The 20,616-nt window shown below is 61.9% G+C and carries 18 protein-coding genes; 4 read left to right on the forward strand and 14 right to left on the reverse strand.

Annotated elements, in window-relative coordinates:
- Positions 1–167 precede the first annotated feature (167 nt).
- From guaA to AC1RMG_RS16090, 4 genes are all read right to left on the reverse strand, one after another.
- The gene (gene guaA / locus AC1RMG_RS16075) at positions 168–1,745 is read right to left on the reverse strand and encodes a glutamine-hydrolyzing GMP synthase (protein WP_011063192.1); all 1,578 of its coding nucleotides are present in this window, start codon (positions 1,743–1,745) and stop codon (positions 168–170) included.
- A gap of 104 nt (positions 1,746–1,849) precedes the next feature.
- Entirely contained in the window at positions 1,850–3,319 is a 1,470-nt protein-coding gene (guaB, locus tag AC1RMG_RS16080; protein ID WP_493169606.1) for an IMP dehydrogenase, read from the reverse strand.
- 116 nt (positions 3,320–3,435) lie between these two features.
- On the reverse strand, positions 3,436–3,984 hold the full coding sequence (locus AC1RMG_RS16085) for a hypothetical protein (protein ID WP_011063194.1): 549 nt from the start codon (positions 3,982–3,984) through the stop codon (positions 3,436–3,438).
- Positions 3,985–4,116: 132 nt separating this feature from the next.
- A complete protein-coding gene (locus AC1RMG_RS16090) occupies positions 4,117–4,887 on the reverse strand; it encodes a sulfite exporter TauE/SafE family protein (RefSeq protein ID WP_493169608.1) in 771 nt (256 codons plus the stop codon).
- 101 nt (positions 4,888–4,988) lie between these two features.
- Here AC1RMG_RS16090 and AC1RMG_RS16095 point away from each other — a divergent pair, with 101 nt between their 5' ends.
- The 4 genes from AC1RMG_RS16095 to leuA all read left to right on the forward strand — a co-directional run bounded on the left by AC1RMG_RS16095 (position 4,989) and on the right by leuA (position 10,193).
- A complete protein-coding gene (locus AC1RMG_RS16095; protein WP_019093103.1) occupies positions 4,989–5,885 on the forward strand; it encodes a LysR family transcriptional regulator in 897 nt (298 codons plus the stop codon).
- 47 nt (positions 5,886–5,932) lie between these two features.
- Positions 5,933–7,312 carry an exodeoxyribonuclease VII large subunit gene (gene xseA, locus AC1RMG_RS16100; protein WP_011063197.1) on the forward strand — a complete coding sequence of 460 codons (1,380 nt, stop codon included), beginning with the start codon at positions 5,933–5,935 and terminating at the stop codon, positions 7,310–7,312.
- Between the two features lie 3 nt (positions 7,313–7,315).
- Positions 7,316–8,137, forward strand: a complete 822-nt coding sequence (locus AC1RMG_RS16105) for a peptidoglycan DD-metalloendopeptidase family protein (protein ID WP_125062143.1) — start codon at positions 7,316–7,318, stop codon at positions 8,135–8,137.
- A 376-nt stretch (positions 8,138–8,513) separates the two neighbouring features.
- On the forward strand, positions 8,514–10,193 hold the full coding sequence (leuA, locus tag AC1RMG_RS16110; protein ID WP_011063199.1) for a 2-isopropylmalate synthase: 1,680 nt from the start codon (positions 8,514–8,516) through the stop codon (positions 10,191–10,193).
- A gap of 97 nt (positions 10,194–10,290) precedes the next feature.
- Here leuA and AC1RMG_RS16115 read toward each other — a convergent pair whose 3' ends face one another.
- The 10 genes from AC1RMG_RS16115 to pilW form a co-directional block, all read right to left on the reverse strand.
- Positions 10,291–10,698, reverse strand: a complete 408-nt coding sequence (locus tag AC1RMG_RS16115) for a hypothetical protein (RefSeq protein WP_011063200.1) — start codon at positions 10,696–10,698, stop codon at positions 10,291–10,293.
- 94 nt (positions 10,699–10,792) lie between these two features.
- Positions 10,793–11,584 carry an amidohydrolase gene (locus AC1RMG_RS16120; protein ID WP_011063201.1) on the reverse strand — a complete coding sequence of 264 codons (792 nt, stop codon included), beginning with the start codon at positions 11,582–11,584 and terminating at the stop codon, positions 10,793–10,795.
- Positions 11,572–12,720 carry a pyridoxal phosphate-dependent aminotransferase gene (locus AC1RMG_RS16125; protein WP_047337705.1) on the reverse strand — a complete coding sequence of 383 codons (1,149 nt, stop codon included), beginning with the start codon at positions 12,718–12,720 and terminating at the stop codon, positions 11,572–11,574. Before AC1RMG_RS16125 ends, AC1RMG_RS16120 begins: the two co-directional genes overlap by 13 nt.
- A 186-nt stretch (positions 12,721–12,906) precedes the next feature.
- Positions 12,907–14,379 carry a ribosome biogenesis GTPase Der gene (gene der / locus AC1RMG_RS16130; RefSeq protein ID WP_011063203.1) on the reverse strand — a complete coding sequence of 491 codons (1,473 nt, stop codon included), beginning with the start codon at positions 14,377–14,379 and terminating at the stop codon, positions 12,907–12,909.
- Positions 14,380–14,586: 207 nt separating this feature from the next.
- Positions 14,587–15,738 carry an outer membrane protein assembly factor BamB gene (bamB, locus tag AC1RMG_RS16135; protein ID WP_011063204.1) on the reverse strand — a complete coding sequence of 384 codons (1,152 nt, stop codon included), beginning with the start codon at positions 15,736–15,738 and terminating at the stop codon, positions 14,587–14,589.
- On the reverse strand, positions 15,731–16,372 hold the full coding sequence (locus AC1RMG_RS16140; RefSeq protein ID WP_011063205.1) for a tetratricopeptide repeat protein: 642 nt from the start codon (positions 16,370–16,372) through the stop codon (positions 15,731–15,733). The genes bamB and AC1RMG_RS16140 overlap by 8 nt, the downstream gene beginning before the upstream one ends.
- A gap of 40 nt (positions 16,373–16,412) precedes the next feature.
- Positions 16,413–17,702 (reverse strand): histidine--tRNA ligase, encoded by a 1,290-nt coding sequence (gene hisS, locus AC1RMG_RS16145; RefSeq protein ID WP_493169611.1) that lies wholly within the window; start codon positions 17,700–17,702, stop codon positions 16,413–16,415.
- 23 nt (positions 17,703–17,725) lie between these two features.
- The gene (gene ispG / locus AC1RMG_RS16150) at positions 17,726–18,835 is read right to left on the reverse strand and encodes a flavodoxin-dependent (E)-4-hydroxy-3-methylbut-2-enyl-diphosphate synthase (protein ID WP_011063207.1); all 1,110 of its coding nucleotides are present in this window, start codon (positions 18,833–18,835) and stop codon (positions 17,726–17,728) included.
- A 3-nt stretch (positions 18,836–18,838) separates the two neighbouring features.
- Positions 18,839–19,855: a RodZ domain-containing protein gene (locus tag AC1RMG_RS16155; RefSeq protein WP_493169613.1), complete on the reverse strand. Its 1,017-nt coding sequence runs from the start codon at positions 19,853–19,855 to the stop codon at positions 18,839–18,841.
- Positions 19,855–20,613: a type IV pilus biogenesis/stability protein PilW gene (gene pilW, locus AC1RMG_RS16160; RefSeq protein WP_011063209.1), complete on the reverse strand. Its 759-nt coding sequence runs from the start codon at positions 20,611–20,613 to the stop codon at positions 19,855–19,857. Before pilW ends, AC1RMG_RS16155 begins: the two co-directional genes overlap by 1 nt.
- Positions 20,614–20,616: the final 3 nt, after the last annotated feature.

Genomic DNA, 20,616 nt, shown 5'->3' on the forward strand with positions numbered 1-20,616 from the left:
TGATATTGCCGGAAGGCGAAAAAGCGCCGCTTCCAAAGGTCCTGCAACACAAATGCCGATGTGTACCGCAGGCAATCCCCCAGAAACGACAATGGCGATCGACACCCGAAGGTCCCGATCGCCATTGGCTAACGCGAATGGATCAAGCGCCGATCACTCGGCCCCGATCATTCCCACTCAATCGTGGCCGGCGGCTTGCTCGACACGTCGTAGGTGACGCGGGAGATGCCTTCGATCTCGTTGATGATCCGGCCGCTGACGGTTTCCAGCAGTTCGTAAGGCAGGTGCGCCCAACGTGCGGTCATGAAGTCGATGGTTTCCACGGCGCGCAGGGCCACGACCCAGGCGTAACGACGGCCATCACCTACCACGCCCACGGATTTCACCGGCTGGAACACCACGAATGCCTGGCTGACCTTGTGGTACCAGTCGGCCTTGCGCAGCTCTTCGATGAAGATGTGGTCGGCGCGACGCAGCAGGTCGGCGTATTCCTTCTTCACTTCACCAAGGATGCGCACACCCAGGCCCGGGCCCGGGAACGGGTGACGGTAGACCATGTCGTACGGCAGGCCCAGTTCCAGGCCCAGACGACGGACTTCGTCCTTGAACAGCTCGCGCAGTGGCTCGACCAGCTTGAGGTTCATTTCTTCCGGCAGGCCGCCCACGTTGTGGTGCGACTTGATCACGTGGGCCTTGCCGCTTTTCGCGCCAGCCGACTCGATCACGTCCGGGTAGATGGTGCCCTGGGCCAGGTACTTGATGTTTTCCAGCTTGCAGGATTCGGCATCGAACACGTCGATGAAGGTACGGCCGATGATCTTGCGCTTCTTCTCCGGGTCGGCTTCGCCGGCCAGGTTATTGAGGAACTGCTCCTCGGCGTTGGCGCGGATCACCTTGACGCCCATGTTCTCGGCGAACATGGCCATTACTTGCTCGCCTTCGTGCAGGCGCAGCAGGCCGTTGTCGACGAAGACGCAGGTCAGCTGGTCGCCGATGGCCTTGTGCAGCAGGGCCGCGACCACCGAGGAGTCGACGCCGCCGGACAGGCCCAGCAGCACGTTGTCGGTGCCCACCTGGGCACGGATCTGGGCAATGGCGTCCTCGGCGATCTTCGACGGGGTCCACAGCGCTTCACAGCCGCAGATGTCGAGGATGAAGCGCGACAGGATGCGACCGCCCTGCTTGGTGTGGGTCACTTCCGGGTGGAACTGCACGCCGTAGTAGCGCAGGTCGTCGTTGAACATGCCGGCAATCGGGCAGCTCGGGGTGCTGGCCAGGATGTGGAAGTCTTCCGGCATCTTGGTGACCTTGTCACCGTGGCTCATCCAGACATCTAGGCCGAACAGGCCGTCGGCGTCGACGTGGTCTTCGATGCCGTCCAGCAGGCGGCTCTTGCCGACCACATCAACCCGGGCATAGCCGAACTCACGCAGCTCGGAACCTTCGACCTTGCCGCCCAACTGCTCGGCCATGGTCTGCATGCCGTAGCAGATGCCGAAGACCGGGACGCCCAGGTCAAACACCGCCTGCGGGCAGCGAGGGCTGTTGGCTTCGTGCACGGATTCGGGGCCGCCGGCGAGGATGACACCTTTGGGAGCGAATTCGCGGATCGCTTCGTCGTCCATGTCGAACGGATGCAGTTCGCAGTAGACCCCGATCTCGCGCACACGGCGGGCGATCAGTTGGGTGTACTGGGAACCGAAGTCGAGGATCAGGATACGGTGAGCGTGAATGTCGAGGGCCATGGTCAGTCTCGTCTAATTTCAGAAACGACACGGGGCTGAAAAACACAGCCCCGGTTACTAAATTCGTCAATCGCCTCCGGGCCTTGGCCTGGAGGCGATCACTATCAACCTACGCGATAGTTTGGCGCTTCCTTGGTGATCTGCACGTCGTGGACGTGGGATTCAGCCATGCCGGCACCGGTGATGCGGACAAACTCCGGCTTGGTGCGCATTTCTTCGATGTTGGCGCTACCGGTGTAGCCCATGGAAGAACGCAGGCCGCCCATCAGCTGATGGATGATCGCGGTCAGGGTGCCCTTGTACGGCACGCGACCTTCGATACCTTCCGGCACCAGCTTCTCGGCACCCGCGGAGGAGTCCTGGAAGTAGCGGTCGGAAGAGCCCTGGGCCTGGGACATGGCGCCCAGGGAACCCATGCCACGGTAAGCCTTGTAGGAGCGGCCCTGGAACAGCTCGATCTCGCCTGGAGCCTCTTCGGTACCGGCGAACATCGAACCCATCATCACGCAGGAAGCACCGGCGACGATGGCCTTGGACAGGTCACCGGAGAACCGGATACCGCCGTCGGCGATCAGCGGCACGCCAGTGCCTACCAGCGCCGCTGCAACATTGGCGATGGCGCTGATTTGCGGCACGCCAACACCGGCAACGATACGGGTGGTGCAGATCGAGCCCGGGCCGATACCGACCTTGACTGCGTCGGCGCCAGCGTCGGCCAGGGCCTTGGCGGCAGCGCCAGTGGCGATGTTGCCGCCGATCACCTGCACTTGCGGGAAGTTCTCTTTGACCCAGCGAACGCGGTCGATCACGCCTTTGGAGTGACCGTGGGCGGTGTCCACCACCACCACGTCGACACCGGCATTGACCAGCGCAGCAACGCGATCGCCAGTGTCCTTGCCAGTACCGACCGCAGCGCCGACGCGCAGGCGACCCTGGTCGTCCTTGCTGGCCAGCGGGTAAGCCTTGGCTTTCTCGATATCGTTGACGGTCATCATGCCCTTGAGAGCGAAGGCGTCGTCGACGATCAGTACACGCTCGATGCGGTGCTTGTGCAGCAGCTCGCGGACGGCGGTCTTGTCGGCGCCTTCCTTGACCGTGACCAGGCGCTCTTTAGGCGTCATCACTTCACGGACGCTGACTTCCAGACGGCTTTCGAAACGCACGTCACGGGAAGTCACGATGCCCACCAGGTCGCCGTTGTGCAGTACCGGCACACCGGAGATGTTATGCATGCTGGTCAGTTCGAGCAGGTCACGCACGGTGGCGTCGGCCTCGATGGTGATCGGGTCCTTGACCACACCGGCTTCGAAACGCTTGACCTTGCGCACTTCGGCAGCCTGCTGCTCGATGGTCATGTTCTTGTGGATGATGCCGATGCCGCCTTCCTGAGCCATGGCGATTGCCAGACGGGCTTCAGTGACGGTGTCCATGGCGGCGGAAACCAGTGGAATATTCAGCTCGATGCCACGGGTCAAACGGGTCTTAAGACTGACTTCATTAGGCAGTACTTCGGAATAACCGGGCACTAGGAGAATGTCGTCGAAGGTGAGGGCTTCTTGGCTGATACGCAGCATCGCGGGGGCTCCCGGGCGGGAAAATGGAAGCGCGCCATTATACTCAGACAGCTACCCGGGCTCAATGTAAAACTCTGGCTAATATCGCTGGAGTGATAGATGGAGATATCCGCGCGCTACAACTCGACCTTGACCCAACTTATCGGCTGATCCAGCCAGTCGGCGAACTCGTCGATAAAGCTCTGTTTAAAACCCGCTTCGGCCCAGTTGTTGAAGATAAAGCCCAAGTTGGAAAAACCGCATTCCTGAAGAAACAGAAAGCCGTTGATGTCATCTTCATGGCCGCATTCGGGGCAGGTGAAGTTGTCGGTACGCCCTGGCATCCAGTCTTCCAGGCTTTCGAACAGCGCCTCACCGATTTCCTGCCGGCACTCGGCACAGCCCGCTTCCTCGAGAAAGCCCTTGGCCGGGGTATAGATGCAGCGCTTGGTGATGATTTCCAGGCCATTGATCGGCTCGCCGAAGGGCAGCGCCTCTGGCCGCAGCACCACCTCCCGTGCCCCGGCGGCAATGGCGTGCCCCATGCGATTGCCCGTGCGCCCGCAGGTGCTGAGGCTTTCCTCGACGATGTTCTTGCGCACCAGCCAGCGCACGATCGCCCGGGCCCGGGGCTCGTGCACCGGCAGGGTGGAAATTTTCGGGACGAGGATGCTTTGGGAGTTCATGGATAAGCCTGGAACATGCGGGGACGGTACTCACGCTTTCGCCGGCAAGCCGGCTCCTGTCATCAATTGTAGGAGCCGGCCTGCCGGCGAACGAATTCAAAGGCCCGCAGCTTAATCCCTGGCCCCAGCAGGTCAAGTGCTCAGGTAACGGCCGATCAAGGCAACGCCACTGGCCAGCACCAGCCAGGTCACCAGGCGTACAAAAGCCTCCCGGGACAGTTTCATCGTCAGCCGGCGGCCAATCCACGACCCCAAGGCCATCGCCGGCAACAGGCATAGCGCCAATAGCAGCAGCGGCAACTCGGCATAGACCCCGGCCAGGGCGAACAGGCTCAGGCGCACCACGGTGCTGCAACTGATCAGCGCGCTCTGGGTCGCCCGCGCCGGGTCCTTGGGCAGGCGGCTGTTCAGGTAGATGGCATATAGAAAGCCGCCACTGCCGAAGAGGGCGCCAAACAGCCCACCGACAATCCCCATCGGCACCGCCCAGCTGGCCGCCAGTTGGGTCGGACGCGCCTTCACCCACAGGCTGTAGATGGCATAGGCACTGATGAACAGCCCCATCAATAGCAGCAACAGATCGGATTTGAGGTTGAGCAGGAAGATCACCCCCAAGGTGCAACCTACTGCCATGCAGGGCAACAGGCGCAGCAACTCCGGCCTGGCCACATCCTTGCGCGAGGGCAGAAGGTTGCCAAAGGCTGCGACAAAATCCAGGAGCACCAGCAGCGGCACGATCTTCGACAGCGGCATGAACAGGATCAGCACCGGCCCGGCCACCAGCGCCGTACCGAACCCGGCAATGCCGAACACTATGTACGCCAGCGCGATGCCCAGGCCGATCACCAACCAACTGCCCGGGCCGAAAGACCACTGGTTCAAACCCTCGATTACCACGCTCATCGCTGCGACTTCCCAGTTGAATACGCAGTGACTTTAGCCAGCAGTGAGCCTTGCGACTAATATCGTCCAAGTCGCCAACTCATCGCAAAAAGGCATGCCTCGTGATTTCGACCCGCCAACTGCGCTATTTCGTGGAAATCGCCGAATGCGGCAGCTTCAGCGCCGCCGCCGAGCGCCTGTTCGTCGCCCAGTCAGCCCTCAGCCGGCAGATCAAGGAGCTGGAAAACCAATTGCAGACCCCACTGTTCGAGCGCACCGCGCGCCTGCCGCGGCTGACGGCGGCCGGTGAAGCGTTTTTCCCCAAGGCACGCAACCTGCTGAGCGAATTGCACAAGGCCAGCGAACTGGCCACTCAGGTAGGCCTGGGGCAATTGGGCACCTTGCGCCTGAGCCACTCCAGCACCGTGCCCATGAGCGGCCGGCTACTCCAGGGCATCGGCAGCTACTTGCAGCATTGCCCTGGAGCCTCGATGGACATCGCCAAGCTGTCTTCCGAGGCGCAACTGGAAGAGTTGGCGCAGGGGCACCTGGATATCGGCCTGTTGCGCCTGCCGGTGTTACGTCAACGGGCAGGTGTACAGATCACGCCCCTGTTCGCCGAACCCTTGCTGCTGGCGGTGCCACCTCAGCACCCACTGGCGCTGGACCCTCCGGCCGGGGGCGTCGACCTGGCCCAGCTTCGCGAGGAAGCCTTCATCTCCATCCCCCACCCCCAGCGGGGCGGCTTGAGTTACCTCTCGGCCGAGCTGTGCATGCGCCAGGGCTTTTTTCCCAGGGCGGCGCGGGTGATGTCGCGCAAGACCACCCAATTGCAACTGATCCAGGCCGGCTTCGGCATCGCCCTGCTGCCGGAGTCGATGCAGGACATCGCCCCGGCCAGCATCCGCTTCCTGCCGCTGGCGGATGCCGATTGCCAGAGCACCGTGGCCCTCGCCTACCGACAGGAGCCGACGCCCCTGGTGGCGCAATTCGTCGAACATTTTCGCAATCACTTGTAGTTGATTTGCGTTGTTCCATTCAGAGACAGGCCTTTAAACTGCGCCCCATGATTAAAGATCCCTTCGCACGACTCGGCCTGGACCGCGAGGTCCTCACCGTCACCCAGCTCAACGGCCGCGCCCGGGTGCTGCTCGAGGACGTGTTCAGCAATATCTGGGTGGAGGGCGAGATCTCCAACCTCGCCCGCCCGGCCTCCGGCCATGTGTACTTCACCCTCAAGGACAGCGGCGCCCAGGTGCGCTGCGCACTGTTCCGGCAGAACGCCGCGCGGGTCCGCCAGGCGCTGAAGGACGGCCTGGCGGTCAAGGTGCGGGGCAAGGTCTCGCTGTTCGAAGGGCGCGGTGACTACCAGCTGATTCTCGACACCGTGGAACCGGCCGGTGATGGCGCCCTGCGCCTGGCTTTCGATGCCCTGAAAGACAAGCTGAGCGCCGAAGGGCTGTTCAGCGCCGAACGCAAAGTGCCACTGCCGGCCCATCCGCAACGCATCGGCATCATCAGTTCACCCACCGGCGCGGTGATCCGCGACATCATCAGTGTGTTCCGGCGCCGCGCACCGCAGGTCGTGCTGACCCTGATCCCTACCGCCGTGCAGGGCCGCGAGGCTACGGCGCAGATCGTCCGAGCCCTGCAGCTGGCCGACGCCCGGGGCTTCGACGCGCTGATCCTGGCCCGTGGCGGCGGCTCCCTGGAGGACCTCTGGTGCTTCAACGAAGAGGCCGTGGCCCGTGCGGTGGATGCCTGCGTGACACCGATCGTCAGCGCCGTCGGTCATGAAACCGACGTCTCCATCAGTGATTTCGTGGCCGACGTTCGCGCGCCCACGCCTTCCGCAGCAGCCGAACTGCTGGCCCCCGATTCCAGTGACCTGCAACGCCGGGTCGACAACCTGCATCGACGCCTGGTGATGCGCATGCGCGACCGGCTGGTGCGCGACCGGCTGCGCCTGGACGGCCTGGCCCGACGCCTGCGCCATCCCGGTGAACGCCTGCGCCAGCAGGCACAGCGCCTGGACGACCTGGACATGCGCCTGCGCCGCGCCTTCGAGCGCAGCCTGAATACCCGTCGCGAACGCTTGATCCGCCTGGAAACCCGCCTCGGAGCCCAGCATCCAGGGCGGCAACTGGCACTGCTGCGCCAGCGTCTGGACAGCCTGGCCGAACGCCTGCCCCGGGCCATGCGCGAAGGCCTCAAGGGCCGCCGCCTGCAATTGCACAGCCAGATGCAGACCCTGCATGTGGTCAGCCCCCTGGCCACCCTGGGGCGCGGTTACAGCATCCTGCTGGACGATCGCGGGCAGGCCATTCGCAGTGCCGGCCAGACCCGCCCAGGCCAGCGCCTCAGTGCCCGCCTGGGCGAAGGCGAGCTGCAAGTACGCGTCGAAGACAACCACCTGACGCCCGTCACCCTTTCTCTACTGGATTGATCCATGCCGCGTTTTCTCTGCTCCCTGCTGTTGCTGTGCCTGGCCTTCAATGCTCACGCCGACAGCTACATCACCCGCCTGCTGAACAAACCCGTGCCCGGTGGCGTAGCGGTGGTCGACCTGGGCAGCGCCGCCCAGGCGCCCAAGGCCAGCTACCAGGGCAAGCCGGTGCTGGTGGTGAAGGAGCAGAACAACTGGCTGGCGATTGTCGGCATCCCGCTGACGGTCAAGCCCGGCACTCAACAAGTAAGCGCCGGCGGGCGCAGCCTGAACTTCGTGGTCGGCAACAAGAAATACCCGGAGCAGCACATCACCCTGAAGAACCAGCGCCAGGTCAATCCGAACCCGGCGGACCTCAAGCGCATCGACGGCGAGTTGGCGGAACAGATCCGCGCCTACCGCAGCTTCAGCCCCAACACCCCAAGCAACCTGCTGTTGGACAAGCCGGTGAATGGCCCCCTGTCGAGCAAGTTCGGCGTACGCCGTTTCTTCAACGGTGAAGAGCGCAACCCTCACGCGGGCCTGGACTTCGCGGTGCCGGCAGGCACACCGATCAAGACCCCGGCGGCGGGCAAAGTGATCCTGATCGGCAACTACTTCTTCAACGGCAACACCGTGTTCGTCGACCACGGCCAGGGCTTCATCAGCATGTTCTGCCACATGTCGAAAATCGACGTGAAGATCGGCCAGTCCCTGGCCCGTGGCGCCGTGGTGGGCAAGGTGGGGGCGACCGGCCGCGCCACCGGGCCGCATATGCACTGGAACGTCAGCCTGAATGATGCGCGGGTCGATCCGGCCATCTTTATCGGGGCCTTCCAGCCCTGATCGCGCAGCGCCGCTTGCCTGCATCAGGCATTGATTCAGCGGCGAGCCGACGCCCACAGGGATTGCGCAGCCCTACTCGACTGCGCAATCGTTAGTATTCTTTCAAAGAATACCCAGCATAAAATCTCGATATAGCTTTGTTTTCGAGTATTCCTCTCAATTTTTTTCGACTGCTTGCCATCTCTCACCCCAGTGGTTAGGGTTGAGCACATGAAAACCTCTCACACCCTCATTCAGCGTCGTCAACACCGGAGCCTCTGCCTCGTCAGCGCACGACTGCCAGGCTGAATCGCGGTGCCTCATCCCCCTGCGTCAACCTCACTCTTGACTCACCGGCAGGCCGCCTCTTTTCGGCCCGGACAATAAGGATTTCTCCATGACCATGCTCAAAGACCCATCCTCCAAGTACCGCGCGTTCCCGACCATCAACTTGCCGGACCGTACCTGGCCGTCGAAAACCATCACCAGCGCGCCGATCTGGTGCAGTTCGGACCTGCGTGATGGCAACCAGTCGTTGATCGAACCGATGGATGCCGTCAAGAAGCTGCGCTTCTGGAAGACCCTGGTGGCTGTGGGAGTGAAGGAAATCGAAGCTTCTTTCCCGGCCGCTTCGCAAACCGACTTCGACTTCGTGCGCACCCTGATCGAAGGCGGCCACATTCCGGACGACACCACCATCCAGGTATTGACCCAGGCCCGTGAAGACTTGATCGCCCGCACCTTCGAGTCCTTGCGTGGAGCGAAAAAGGCCATCGTCCACCTGTACAACGCCACCAGCCCTTCGTTCCGCCGCATTGTCTTCAACCAGGACAAGGCCGGTGTGAAAGAGATCGCGGTGAATGCGGCCAAGCTGTTCGTCAAATACGCCGCCCAGCAACCGGAAACCCAGTGGCAGTTCGAGTACTCGCCAGAGACCTTCAGCGCCACCGAGCTGGAGTTCGCCAAGGAAGTCTGCGACGCCGTGGTGGAAGTCTGGAACGCCACGCCAAGCAACAAGGTGATCCTCAACCTGCCGGCCACCGTTGAAGTCGCCACACCGAACATCTACGCCGACCAGATCGAGTGGTTCTGCCGCAACATCAACCGTCGTGACAGCGTGCTCATCAGCCTGCACACCCACAACGACCGCGGTACGGGCGTGGCCGCCACCGAGCTGGGCCTGATGGCCGGCGCCGACCGTGTCGAAGGCTGCCTGTTCGGCAACGGCGAACGTACCGGTAACGTCGACCTGGTCACTGTGGCCTTGAACCTCTACACCCAGGGTGTGAACCCTGAACTGGATTTCTCCGACATCGACGGCGTGCGCAAAGTCGTGGAAGAGTGCAACCAGATTGCCGTGCACCCGCGTCACCCTTATGTCGGCGACCTGGTCCACACCGCGTTCTCCGGCTCGCACCAGGACGCGATCCGCAAGGGCTTCGCCCAGCAGAAAGCCGATGGCTTGTGGGAGGTGCCGTACTTGCCGATCGACCCGGCCGATATCGGTCGCAGCTACGAGGCGGTGATCCGCGTCAACAGCCAGTCGGGCAAGGGTGGTATCGCCTACCTGCTCGAGCAGGAATACGGCATCAGCTTGCCACGCCGCATGCAGATCGAGTTCAGCCAGGTGGTGCAGCGGGAAACCGACCGCCTGGGCCTGGAAATGACCGCCCAGCAGATCCACGCGCTGTTGCACAGCGAGTACTTGCAGGCCAACACTCCTTACGCGCTGGTCAGCCATCGCTTGCAGGAAGAGAACGGCCACAGCGCCGTGGAAGTGGAAGTCTCGAGCAAGGGTCAGGGCGAGACCAACCTCAGTTGGCGCGGCAAGGGCAACGGTGCCCTGGAAGCGCTGGTGGCCGGGCTGCCGGTTCCGGTGGAGATCATGGACTACAACGAGCACGCCATCGGCGCCGGCACCAACGCCAAGGCGGCGGCCTACATCGAACTGCGGGTCAACGGTGAGCGCGCCGTGCACGGCGTCGGTATCGACGAAAACATCACCACCGCCAGCTTCAAGGCGCTGTTCAGTGCGCTGAACCGCTCCTTGAGCGAGCAGCAGGCCAAGGCAGCCTAAAGGCTGCCAAAAGCGAAAGGCCCCGAGGAGCTCGACTCCCCGGGGCCTTTTTTATGCAGGAACAGATAACACCAGCTAAATGTCAGCAACGACTGTTTCAGGCATGCACATCAACACTGAACATGGCTTGCAGCAAAGCCGCCTGCAGCACCTGCAAGGTGCTGTTGGTCACGGCGATCTGCGCCTGGACTTCCATCACCTGCTGGGCTTTCTGTTCGTCGCTGGCCTGGCCCTTCTGCACATTGGCCAATTGGGCCTGCTGTTCGGTCAGGGTTTTCTGGGTCTGCTCGATCTGTTTCTGCAGCGCCTTGACCGGATCACCACCGGCCTTTACCGCATCGATATTGGCATCGCCAGAGTTGACCCGCAGCTCCTTATCCTGACCGTCCTTGCTGTCATCCACCGGCGCCAGCGGGCTGGCGCTGTTGCCTTCGGCTTCAGTCGAAGCAGTTTTGGGTGCCGACAGGGGGTAAGGATTGACGATGGTGGCAGTGATGGTAGTCATGGTTGATTCCTCCTGAACTGATCCTGCTATCGGCCTTCACCCTCGAAGCTTGATATTCACAACCTGTAAAAAAGTGTGCAGTGCCGAAGCGATCCTAAGTGAACATGAAGGTATCGGCGTCGAGGTTCGCCGGAAAACGCGCACGGTAAGCCGCCAGTTCACCCGCGTTCAGGCACACCTGGAAGACGCCATCGGCCTCTCCGGCGCTGAGCAGGGTTTCGCCCTGATAGTCCAGAACCTGGCTGTCTCCGGTATAGGCAAAGCCCTTGCCGTCGGTGCCCACCCGGTTCACCGCCGCAACGTAGCAGAGGTTTTCAATGGCCCGGGCTGGCAGCAGGCGATTCCAGTGCAGGCGGCGGGCACCCGGCCAATTGGCGGTGTAGAGCAGCAGGTCGGTGTCCTGGGCGTCCCGGCTCCACACCGGGAACCGCAGGTCGTAGCAGATCAGCGGGCGAATACGCCAACCCTTGAGCTCGAACTGTACCTGCCGTTCCCCCGGCGTGTAGTGATTGTGCTCGCCGGCCATGCGAAACAGGTGGCGCTTGTCGTAGTGCCAGACCTCACCGTCAGGGCGCGCCCACAGCAAGCGATTGCGATGGCTGCCATCCGCTGCCTGGATTATCACGCTGCCGGTGATCACCGCATTCAGCTTCTTCGCCTGGCCACGTAGCCATTTGCTGGTAGGGCCATTCTCCGCTTCCGCGAGAGTCGCGGATTCCATGGAGAATCCGGTGGTAAACATTTCCGGCAGGATGATCAGATCTGCACCACGGGCCTGCTCCAGCAACTGCTCGAAATGCTCGAAGTTGGCCTGGCGGTCGTGCCAGGCCAGGGTGGTCTGGATCAGGGCCAGATTCAGATCGGGTAATGCACTCAGATCACGCATAGTTTCTCCGCTGCTTGGCGCAACGTCTCCTCGCGCTTGGCAAAACACAGACGCACCAGGCGCTGCCCCTGGGGCGGCTGCTGATAGAACACCGACACCGGAATGGCCGCCACGCCGTGTTCGCGGGTCATCCATATCGCCATGTCGACATCATTCAAGTCTGGACGAATCTGCGAATAGTCCACCAATTGAAAATAGGTACCCGACACCCGGTTGAAGCTGAAACGCGAGGCGCTCAGCAGATCGCAGAACAGATCACGCTTGGCCTGGTAAAAGGCCGGCAACTCTTCGACATGTTCCGGATGGTCGGCCATGAAGTCCGCCAGAGCGTACTGCAAAGGCGTGACCCCGCAGAAGCTGACATATTGATGCACCTTGCGCAGCTCGGCGCTCAGGGCCGGTGGTGCAACCACATAACCGGTCTTCCAGCCGGTCACGTGGTAGGTCTTGCCGAACGAGCTGACCACGAAGGCCCGCTGATACAGCTCCTCATGGGCCAGCACACTGACATGGGGTACACCATCGAACACCAGGTGTTCGTAGACCTCGTCACTGACCAGATAAATATCGCGATCACGGATCAGGGCGGCCAACTGGTCCAGCTCGGCGCGGCTGATCAAGGCACCACTGGGGTTGTGCGGCGAATTGAGGATGATCATCCGCGTGCGCGGACTCAGGGCTTCACCGAGTTTCTGCCAATCGAGGGCAAAGCCCTGCCCGGCCAACGGCACATGCACACAACGCCCACCGGCCAGCTCCACCGACGGCTCATAGCTGTCGTAACTGGGGTCGAACACAATGACTTCGTCACCGCGCTGGATCACCGCCTGGATGGCACAGAAGATTGCCTGGGTCGCACCGGGGGTGATGGTCACCTCAGCGTCCGCATCGACCTGGACACCATAGCTGCGGGCGATTTTCGCGGCGACCTGCTGGCGCAGTGCCGGTAGGCCGGTCATGGGTGCGTACTGGTTATGGCCATTGGCGGCATGCCAGCCAAGCGCATCACGCAGGGCTTGCGGGCCATCGAAATCAGGAAAGCCCTGGGACAGGTTGAGCGCTCCGGTTTCCACCGCGAGCTGGGACATTTGCGTGAAGATGGTGGTGCCGACATTCGGCAACTTACTGATGATCATGAGGATTCCCTGCTGAGCAGTCCGCACTACGGCGGCGCGGAGGTCCCCGAGAATAGCCCAAACGCCAGGCATGAAAAAGGGCGCCCGGGGCGCCCTCTTATCCACACAGATCCCGTAGGAACTGGCTTGCCAGCGAAGCTCTGAAGCAGGTCCGGAGCTTCACCGGCAAGCCGGCCCCTAAGCCGGTCAGCGCTTGTCGCGGCGCTTCTTGTCGGCCTTCTTGTGGTGCGACATCAAGCGACGCTTCTTGTTGACCTGGCGGTCGGTCAGCGTGTTCTTGTTGCCTTCGTACGGGTTCTCGCCGCCCTTGAACTCGATGCGGATCGGCGTACCTACCAGCTTCAAGACTCGGCGGTAGGTGTTTTCCAGATAGCGCACATAAGACTTGGGCACCTTCTCCACCTGGTTGCCGTGGATCACGATCAGCGGCGGGTTGGCACCACCCAAGTGGGCGTAGCGCAGTTTGATCCGGCGATTGTTGACCATGGGCGGCGCGTGCTCGCCAACGGCATCTTCGAGGATCTGCGTCAGGCGGCTGGTGGGCCAGCGGGTTACCGCCGACTTGAAGGAGTTCTGCACCGACTGGTAGAGGTTGCCCACACCGGTACCGTGCAGCGCCGAGATGAAGTGGATATCGGCGAAGTCGACGAAGAACAGCCGGCGTTGCAGCTCGGTCTTCACATAGTCGCGCTCGCTCGGCTGCATGCCGTCCCACTTGTTCAGGGCGATCACCAGGGCCCGACCGGCTTCCAGGGCAAAGCCCAGCAGGTTCAGGTCGTGGTCCACCACACCTTCGCGGGCGTCCATGACAAAGATCACCACGTTGGCGTCCTTGATCGCCTGCAGCGTCTTGACCACCGAGAACTTTTCAACTTCCTCGTGGATCTTGCCGCGCTTTCGCACACCGGCGGTGTCAATCAGGGTGTACTTCTCGTCGTTGCGCTCGAACGGGATGTAGATACTGTCGCGGGTGGTGCCGGGCTGGTCATAGACGATCACCCGGTCTTCACCGAGCATGCGGTTGACCAGGGTCGACTTGCCGACGTTGGGACGACCGATGATGGCGATCTTGATCCCGTCCTTCTCGCTCGGGCCCGGAATGCGCTTGGCTTCCTCACCCTCGGCAACGATCTCTTCCTCGCCTTCTTCCGGCTCGTCAGCGTCATCCTTGGGGAATTCGCTCAGGGCGATTTCCAGCATCTGGGTGATACCGCGGCCATGAGCACCGGCGATCGGGATGGCATCGCCCATGCCCAGCGGCGCGAACTCGGCGCGGGCCATGTCCGGGTCGATGTTGTCGACCTTGTTGGCGATCACGTAGGAAGTCTTGTTACGTTTGCGCAGGTGCTCGCCGATCATCTGGTCGGCCGCGGTAAACCCGGCCTTGGCGTCCACCAGGAACAACACCACATCAGCTTCTTCGATGGCCAGCAGCGACTGCTCGGCCATCTTTTCATCCATGCCATGCTCGTCACCGGAGATACCGCCGGTGTCGATCAGAATATAGGTACGCCCTTGCCACTTGGCCTCACCGTATTGGCGATCACGGGTCAGACCGGACAGGTCGCCGACAATGGCGTCGCGAGTCCGAGTCAGGCGGTTGAACAAGGTGGACTTGCCGACGTTAGGTCGGCCCACCAGGGCGATTACGGGAACCATGCGGCTCTCCACTGCGTTAATTCAGAAAATACAAAAGCCGCTGCGAGGCAGCGGCTGGTGCTCGGGGCAGCACTGTAGGAGCGAGCGTGCTCGCGATTAACTCCATGGCGCCGCGCTCGTCCAGCAAGCTGGCGTCACCTGGCATCCATCGCGAGCACGCTCGCTCCTGCAGTTCGCTTGGGGATCACCCCAAGCATAGTCAAACCATTACTTGATGGTCAGGGCTTCCAGTTTGCCGCTGTTGCCATACACATAAATCATGTCGCCCACCACCAGCGGACGAGCACGCAGGCCGTCGCTATCGATGCGCGTACGACCGACGAAGCGACCGTCAACCTGGCTCAGCAGGTGCAGGTAACCTTCCAGGTCGCCCACGGCTACGTAGCTGGAGAAGACTTCCGGTGCCGACAGTTGGCGGCGAGCCAGGGAGTCGTTGCTCCACAGCGCGGTAGTCGAACGCTCGTCCACGCCTTCCACGGTACCCGAGGACAGGCTGACATAAACGCTGCCGAACCCTTGGGCCACACCGGCGTAGCTGGAAGCATCACGCTGCCACAGCGGACGGCCGCTCTCCAGGTCCAGGGCAACCACACGCCCCTGGTAGCTGGCAACGTACAGGGTGCCACCGGACAGCAGCAGGCCACCGTCGATGTCCACGACCCGATCCAGTTCGGAACGGCCTTGTGGAATGGCTACACGCTGCTCCCACACCGGTACGCCGTTGCGAATATCCAGCGCGACCACCTTGCCGGTGGAAAGACCGGCCAGGGCCAGACGGTTGGTCGCCAACGGCGCACTGGTGCCCCGCAGGGTCAACACCGCTGGAGTGCTGTCGTAGAGCCAGATCTGGTGACCGGTGCTGGCTTCAAGGCCAATCACGCGGTCGTCCTGAGTCTGCACCACCACCACGTCACCGTTGGTAGCTGGCGGAGCCAGCACTTCACTGGTCACACGGGCACGCCATTTCTCTTCACCGCTGGAGGCATCCAGGGCAACCACTTCGCCTTTCAGAGTGCCGATCATGACCAGCCCATAACCCACGCCAACGGCGCCGGAAACAGGCAGCTCGAGATCTTTCTTCCATTTGACGTCGCCGTTCATGCGATCCATGGAAACCACCACGCCGGTCACGTCAGCGGCATAGATGGTGTCACCATCGATGGCTGGCACCAGCATGTTATAGGTTTCGCCCTGACCGTCACCGATCGAACGGCTCCACTGCTTCTGCAGGACCACTTCTTCTTTGAAGTCGACCAGTTCCGCCGGTGGCAGTTCTTTCTTGCTGTTGCTGCTGCAACCCGCGGCCAACAAGGCCAGAGCCAGCAATGCTGCATGTTTCCAACGGATCACGTCATGCATCCCCTTTGGCCAGGTCGTCCAGCTTGATTTGTAGGCCACCGACTGCCGCTTCATCCGAGAGCGCCGCCTTGGCTTTTTGGTATGCCGCATGGGCTTCGTCCACACGGCCCAGCTGGACCAGCAGATCGCCCTTGAGTTCTTCACGAGTCGCCAGGAATGCCTTGTCGGCATCGCCGTCGAGCAGCTTCAGAGCCTCGTCGGCCTTGTTCTGCGCCGCCAGTACCTGTGCCAGGCGCTGACGCGCCACTTCACCCAGGGTCGGGTTGGCGGGCTTGTCGGCCACGGCCTTGAGCTGTGCCGCTGCATCGTCCAGCTTGCCGGTGTCTACTGCCACCTTGGCCACGAACAGGTTGCCGTACTGCGCGTAGGCAGTACCGCCGAACTCGCTGTTGAGTTTGCCCGCCAGGTCCGTAACACGAGCCGCATCCGGCTTGCCATCCGGCGTCAGGGTAGTTTCCAGCAGTTGCTGATAGAGCACCGAAGCGCCTTGCGACTGATTGTTCTGATACTTGTGCCAGGCTTGCCAGCCGAACACGATAACCAGGGCCAGCAGGCCGCCAGTCACCAGGGGTTTGCCGTTACGCTGCCACCAGTCTTTCAATTCCGCCAGCTGTTCATCTTCGGTACTCGACACCCCAATACTCCTTATTCGCTAAATCGGCTGTTTGACAGCTTCAACCCTGCACGACGCAGGTGGCCAGGTGCGCAGCGAGTGCATCCCAGGCAATGCTTTGTTGTTCGCCCTGGCCACGCAGGGGTTTGAAACCTACCACTTGCTGGGCCAGTTCGTCGTCACCGAGGATCAGCGCATACAGCGCGCCGCTCTTGTCGGCCTTCTTGAATTGGCTCTTGAAGCTGCCGGCACCGGCATTGATCTGCAGACGCAGGTTCGGCAATTGATCGCGAACACGCTCGCTCAGCGCCAGAGCGGCCAGTTCGGCGGCCTCACCGAAGGCGCAGAGGTAAACGTCGACCTGACGCGAGATCTCTTCCGGGACCTGCTCCAGGGTTTCCAGCAGCAGCACCAGGCGCTCGATCCCCATGGCGAAGCCAACACCCGGTGTAGGCTTGCCGCCCATCTGCTCGACCAGGCCGTCATAACGGCCGCCGGCACAGACAGTGCCCTGGGCGCCGAGCTTGTCGGTGACCCATTCGAAAACGGTCTTGCTGTAGTAATCCAGCCCGCGCACCAGCTTCGGGTTGATCACATAAGGGATACCCGCGGCGTCCAGACGGGCCTTGAGACCCTCGAAGTGCACACGGGACTCTTCGTCCAGGTAGTCGGCCAGCTTGGGCGCGTCGACCAGCACGGCTTGAGTGTCCGGGTTCTTGGTGTCGAGCACGCGCAGCGGATTGGACTTCAGACGACGCTGGCTGTCTTCGTCCAGCTTGTCCATGCGCGCCGACAGGAACGCCACCAACGCATCACGATAACGTGCACGGGCTTCAGCAGTGCCCAGGCTGTTGAGTTCGAGCTTGACCGCATCACGGATGCCCAGCTCGCCCCACAGGCGCCAGGTCAGCACGATCAGCTCAGCATCGATGTCCGGACCGTCGAGGTTGAAAACCTCGCAACCGATCTGGTGGAACTGGCGATAGCGGCCTTTCTGCGGGCGCTCGTGACGGAACATCGGGCCGATGTACCAGAGTTTCTGCACCTGGCCACCGCCAGTGATGCCGTGCTCGAGCACCGCACGCACGCACGCCGCGGTGCCTTCCGGACGCAGGGTGAGGGAGTCGCCGTTGCGATCTTCGAAGGTGTACATCTCTTTTTCGACGATGTCGGTCACTTCACCGATGGAGCGCTTGAACAGCTCGGTGAACTCGACGATCGGCATGCGGATCTGCTTGTAACCGTAGTTATCCAGCAGGCGCGCCACAGTACCCTCGAAATAACGCCACAGGGGCGTCTGCTCGGGCAGGATGTCATTCATGCCACGAATGGCTTGCAGAGACTTGCTCACAAAAAATCCTTAAATACGTTCGGTTAGCCGCGAGCGATCAGCGCTGCGTCGGCCTCGACCTTTTCGGCCGCCTTCTGCCGGATCAGCTTTTCAAGCTCGTCCACCAGATTGTCATTGGTCAGTTTCTGTGCCGGCTTGCCATCGATGTAGATCAGGTTCGGTGTACCACCGGTCAGGCCGATGTGCGCCTCTTTGGCTTCACCCGGGCCGTTGACCACGCAACCGATCACTGCAACATCCAACGGCACCAACAGGTCTTCAAGCCGTCCTTCCAGTTCGTTCATGGTTTTCACCACATCGAAGTTCTGCCGCGAGCAGCTCGGGCAGGCGATGAAGTTGATGCCACGGGAACGCAGGTGCAGAGACTTGAGAATGTCGTAGCCGACCTTCACTTCCTCGACCGGGTCGGCCGCCAGCGAAATGCGAATGGTATCGCCAATTCCTTCGGCCAGCAGCATACCGAGGCCGACGGCGGATTTCACTGTGCCTGAACGCAAACCACCAGCTTCGGTGATCCCCAGGTGCAGGGGCTGGATGATTTCCTTGGCCAGCAGGCGGTAGGCCTCGACGGCCATGAACACGTCCGAGGCTTTCACGCTGACCTTGAAGTCCTTGAAATTCAGGCGTTCCAGGTGCTCTACGTGACGCAGCGCCGACTCCACCAATGCAGCCGGGGTCGGTTCGCCGTATTTTTTCTGCAGGTCTTTTTCCAGGGAACCGGCGTTGACCCCGATACGGATCGGGATCCCGCGATCACGGGCAGCATCCACCACCGCGCGTACCCGGTCTTCACGACCGATATTGCCCGGGTTGATCCGCAGGCAATCGACGCCCAGTTCGGCCACGCGCAGCGCGATCTTGTAGTCGAAGTGGATGTCGGCCACCAGCGGTACCTTGACCTGCTGCTTGATCCGGCCGAACGCCTCGGCGGCGTCCATGTCCGGCACCGAAACCCGCACGATATCGACACCGGCGGCTTCCAGGCGGTTGATCTGGGCGACGGTTGCGGCCACGTCGTTGGTGTCGCTGTTGGTCATGCTCTGCACCGCAATCGGGGCATCGCCTCCGACCGGTACCGAGCCGACCCAGATCTTGCGGGATTCGCGACGCTTGATTGGAGATTCGCCGTGCATGACTTATTGACCTAACTTCAGGCGAGCAGTCTCGCCACTGGTGAACGGGGCGATATCCACCGCCTGACCGTTGTAAGTGATTTGTGCGCCACGGGCATAGCCCAGACGTACGGCAAAAGGCGGCTTGCCGCTGACATCGACATTTTCACCCTTGCGCTTGAGAGCGCTGAGCAGAACCTTGCCGTTGGCATCGATGACCTGGGCCCAGCAGTCGGCACTGAACTGGATCTGTACCTGGCCCGCGCCAGCAACTGCAGTTGCCGCTGCGCTGCCCGGAGCAACCGCAGCAGCAGGCGCGGTCGGCGTGACAGGCGCTTGTGCCACGGCAGCCGGTGCGACAGGCGCCGGAGCCGGCGCGTTGTGCACAGGAGCTGCGGGGACGGACGCAGTGGCAGCCGGCGCCGGCGCGGTCAAAACGGCTGGGGCGGCAGGAGTTTCGCTCGCTGCCTGGCCTTCGCTTTGAGCGGCGTTGTCCAGCGCTTCGCTCTGCCCCTCGACAACCGCCTGGTCTTCGGGCTCATCGATAGGATGAATCTGGGTAGTGCCGTCGGCGCCTTCGACCTCGACATGCTCGGGGCTCAGGGAGACCGGCTCCTTGCCGCGCTGGGAGGACTGATCCTGCCACCAGATGAAACCGCCACCAACCACCGCCACCAGCAGCAGCAAACTGACAATGCGCAAGATAGTGTGGGAAACCCGCACCGGCTCTTCGATGCGCCCCAGGGCATGGACGCTGCTGCCCTGGGAGTCGGTACCGGTGTATTGATCGAACTCCTGGACCAGTACCGCCTGATCCATGCCCAGCAATTTGGCATAGGCACGAATATAACCACGGGCGAAAGTGTGCCCCGGCAGCTTGTCGAAGGCGCCAGCTTCCAGGTTGCTCAGGGAGCTCACGGTGAGGTTGAGCTTGTGGGCCACTTCGGCCAGCGACCAACCATTGCTTTCGCGGGCCTGACGCAGGGTCTCACCGGGGTTTACGCGAGTCACTGCTTGAACTTCGGGATGGGCCGCTTTCATCATTGCTCCGACAGGTATTGCTGATATTCCGGCGTACCGGGATAAAGTCGTTTTAGTTGCAGACCGTAACTGGCGGCCTTGTCGCGATCTTCGAACACCGTTGCCAGCCGAACGCCGAGCAATAGACTACGTGCATTTTGCTCGCCGAGCAGGCTAAAACGATCGTAATAGTCGCGCGCGGGCACATAATGCCTGTCTTCGTAAGACAACTCAGCCATTTCCAGCAATGCACGGGGCTGTTGATGATTGAGACGCAAGGCCTTTTCCAGCTGCAGCTGGGCCAGATCACGCTGGCCAAGCCTTGAAGCGGTCATGCCGAGGTTTTCAAACACTCGGGAACGTTCGGGGTACAGAGTATCAGCAGCGGCTTGCTCAAAGCGCTGATAAGCCTCTTTGTAACGTTTTTCCTGGAACAGAAAGCTGCCGTAGTTATTGAGGATCCGGGCACTGTCCGGACGCGCCGCCAGGGCCTGGCGAAAATGCTCGTCGGCCAGGGCCGGTTCCATCTCGGCCTGGAACACCAGTGCCAGGGCAGCATTGGCGTCGGCATCGGCGGGGGCCAGTTCCAGGGCTTTCTTCAGTGGCACCTTGGCCCGCTCGCTCATGCCCTGCTGCAAGTAGCCCAGGCCCAACTGCACATAGGCCTCGCGCGCCTCGTCGCGCCCCTTGCTGGTGTTCATCGGGTTGGAATCACCCGACAGAACACAGCCAGCACACAGGCTGGCAACAAGCAGGAGCAGCGCAAAGCGCAGGGCCATGGA

Source organism: Pseudomonas sp. GW822-FHT04H02 (assembly GCF_058800645.1).

Bases quoted from the DNA above. Each gene is read 5' to 3' on its own strand.
- AC1RMG_RS16120 (WP_011063201.1), bottom strand. From the start codon at position 11,584: ATGCGTGATCTGAGTGCATTACCCGATCTGAATCTGGCCCTGATCCAG.
- leuA (WP_011063199.1), top strand. From the start codon at position 8,514: ATGACCATGCTCAAAGACCCATCCTCCAAGTACCGCGCGTTCCCGACC.
- AC1RMG_RS16115 (WP_011063200.1), bottom strand. From the start codon at position 10,698: ATGACTACCATCACTGCCACCATCGTCAATCCTTACCCCCTGTCGGCA.
- pilW (WP_011063209.1), bottom strand. From the start codon at position 20,613: ATGGCCCTGCGCTTTGCGCTGCTCCTGCTTGTTGCCAGCCTGTGTGCT.
- AC1RMG_RS16105 (WP_125062143.1), top strand. From the start codon at position 7,316: ATGCCGCGTTTTCTCTGCTCCCTGCTGTTGCTGTGCCTGGCCTTCAAT.
- guaA (WP_011063192.1), bottom strand. From the start codon at position 1,745: ATGGCCCTCGACATTCACGCTCACCGTATCCTGATCCTCGACTTCGGT.
- guaB (WP_493169606.1), bottom strand. From the start codon at position 3,319: ATGCTGCGTATCAGCCAAGAAGCCCTCACCTTCGACGACATTCTCCTA.
- der (WP_011063203.1), bottom strand. From the start codon at position 14,379: ATGGTTCCCGTAATCGCCCTGGTGGGCCGACCTAACGTCGGCAAGTCC.
- xseA (WP_011063197.1), top strand. From the start codon at position 5,933: ATGATTAAAGATCCCTTCGCACGACTCGGCCTGGACCGCGAGGTCCTC.
- bamB (WP_011063204.1), bottom strand. From the start codon at position 15,738: ATGCATGACGTGATCCGTTGGAAACATGCAGCATTGCTGGCTCTGGCC.
- ispG (WP_011063207.1), bottom strand. From the start codon at position 18,835: ATGCACGGCGAATCTCCAATCAAGCGTCGCGAATCCCGCAAGATCTGG.
- AC1RMG_RS16125 (WP_047337705.1), bottom strand. From the start codon at position 12,720: ATGATCATCAGTAAGTTGCCGAATGTCGGCACCACCATCTTCACGCAA.
- AC1RMG_RS16085 (WP_011063194.1), bottom strand. From the start codon at position 3,984: ATGAACTCCCAAAGCATCCTCGTCCCGAAAATTTCCACCCTGCCGGTG.
- AC1RMG_RS16090 (WP_493169608.1), bottom strand. From the start codon at position 4,887: ATGAGCGTGGTAATCGAGGGTTTGAACCAGTGGTCTTTCGGCCCGGGC.
- AC1RMG_RS16155 (WP_493169613.1), bottom strand. From the start codon at position 19,855: ATGAAAGCGGCCCATCCCGAAGTTCAAGCAGTGACTCGCGTAAACCCC.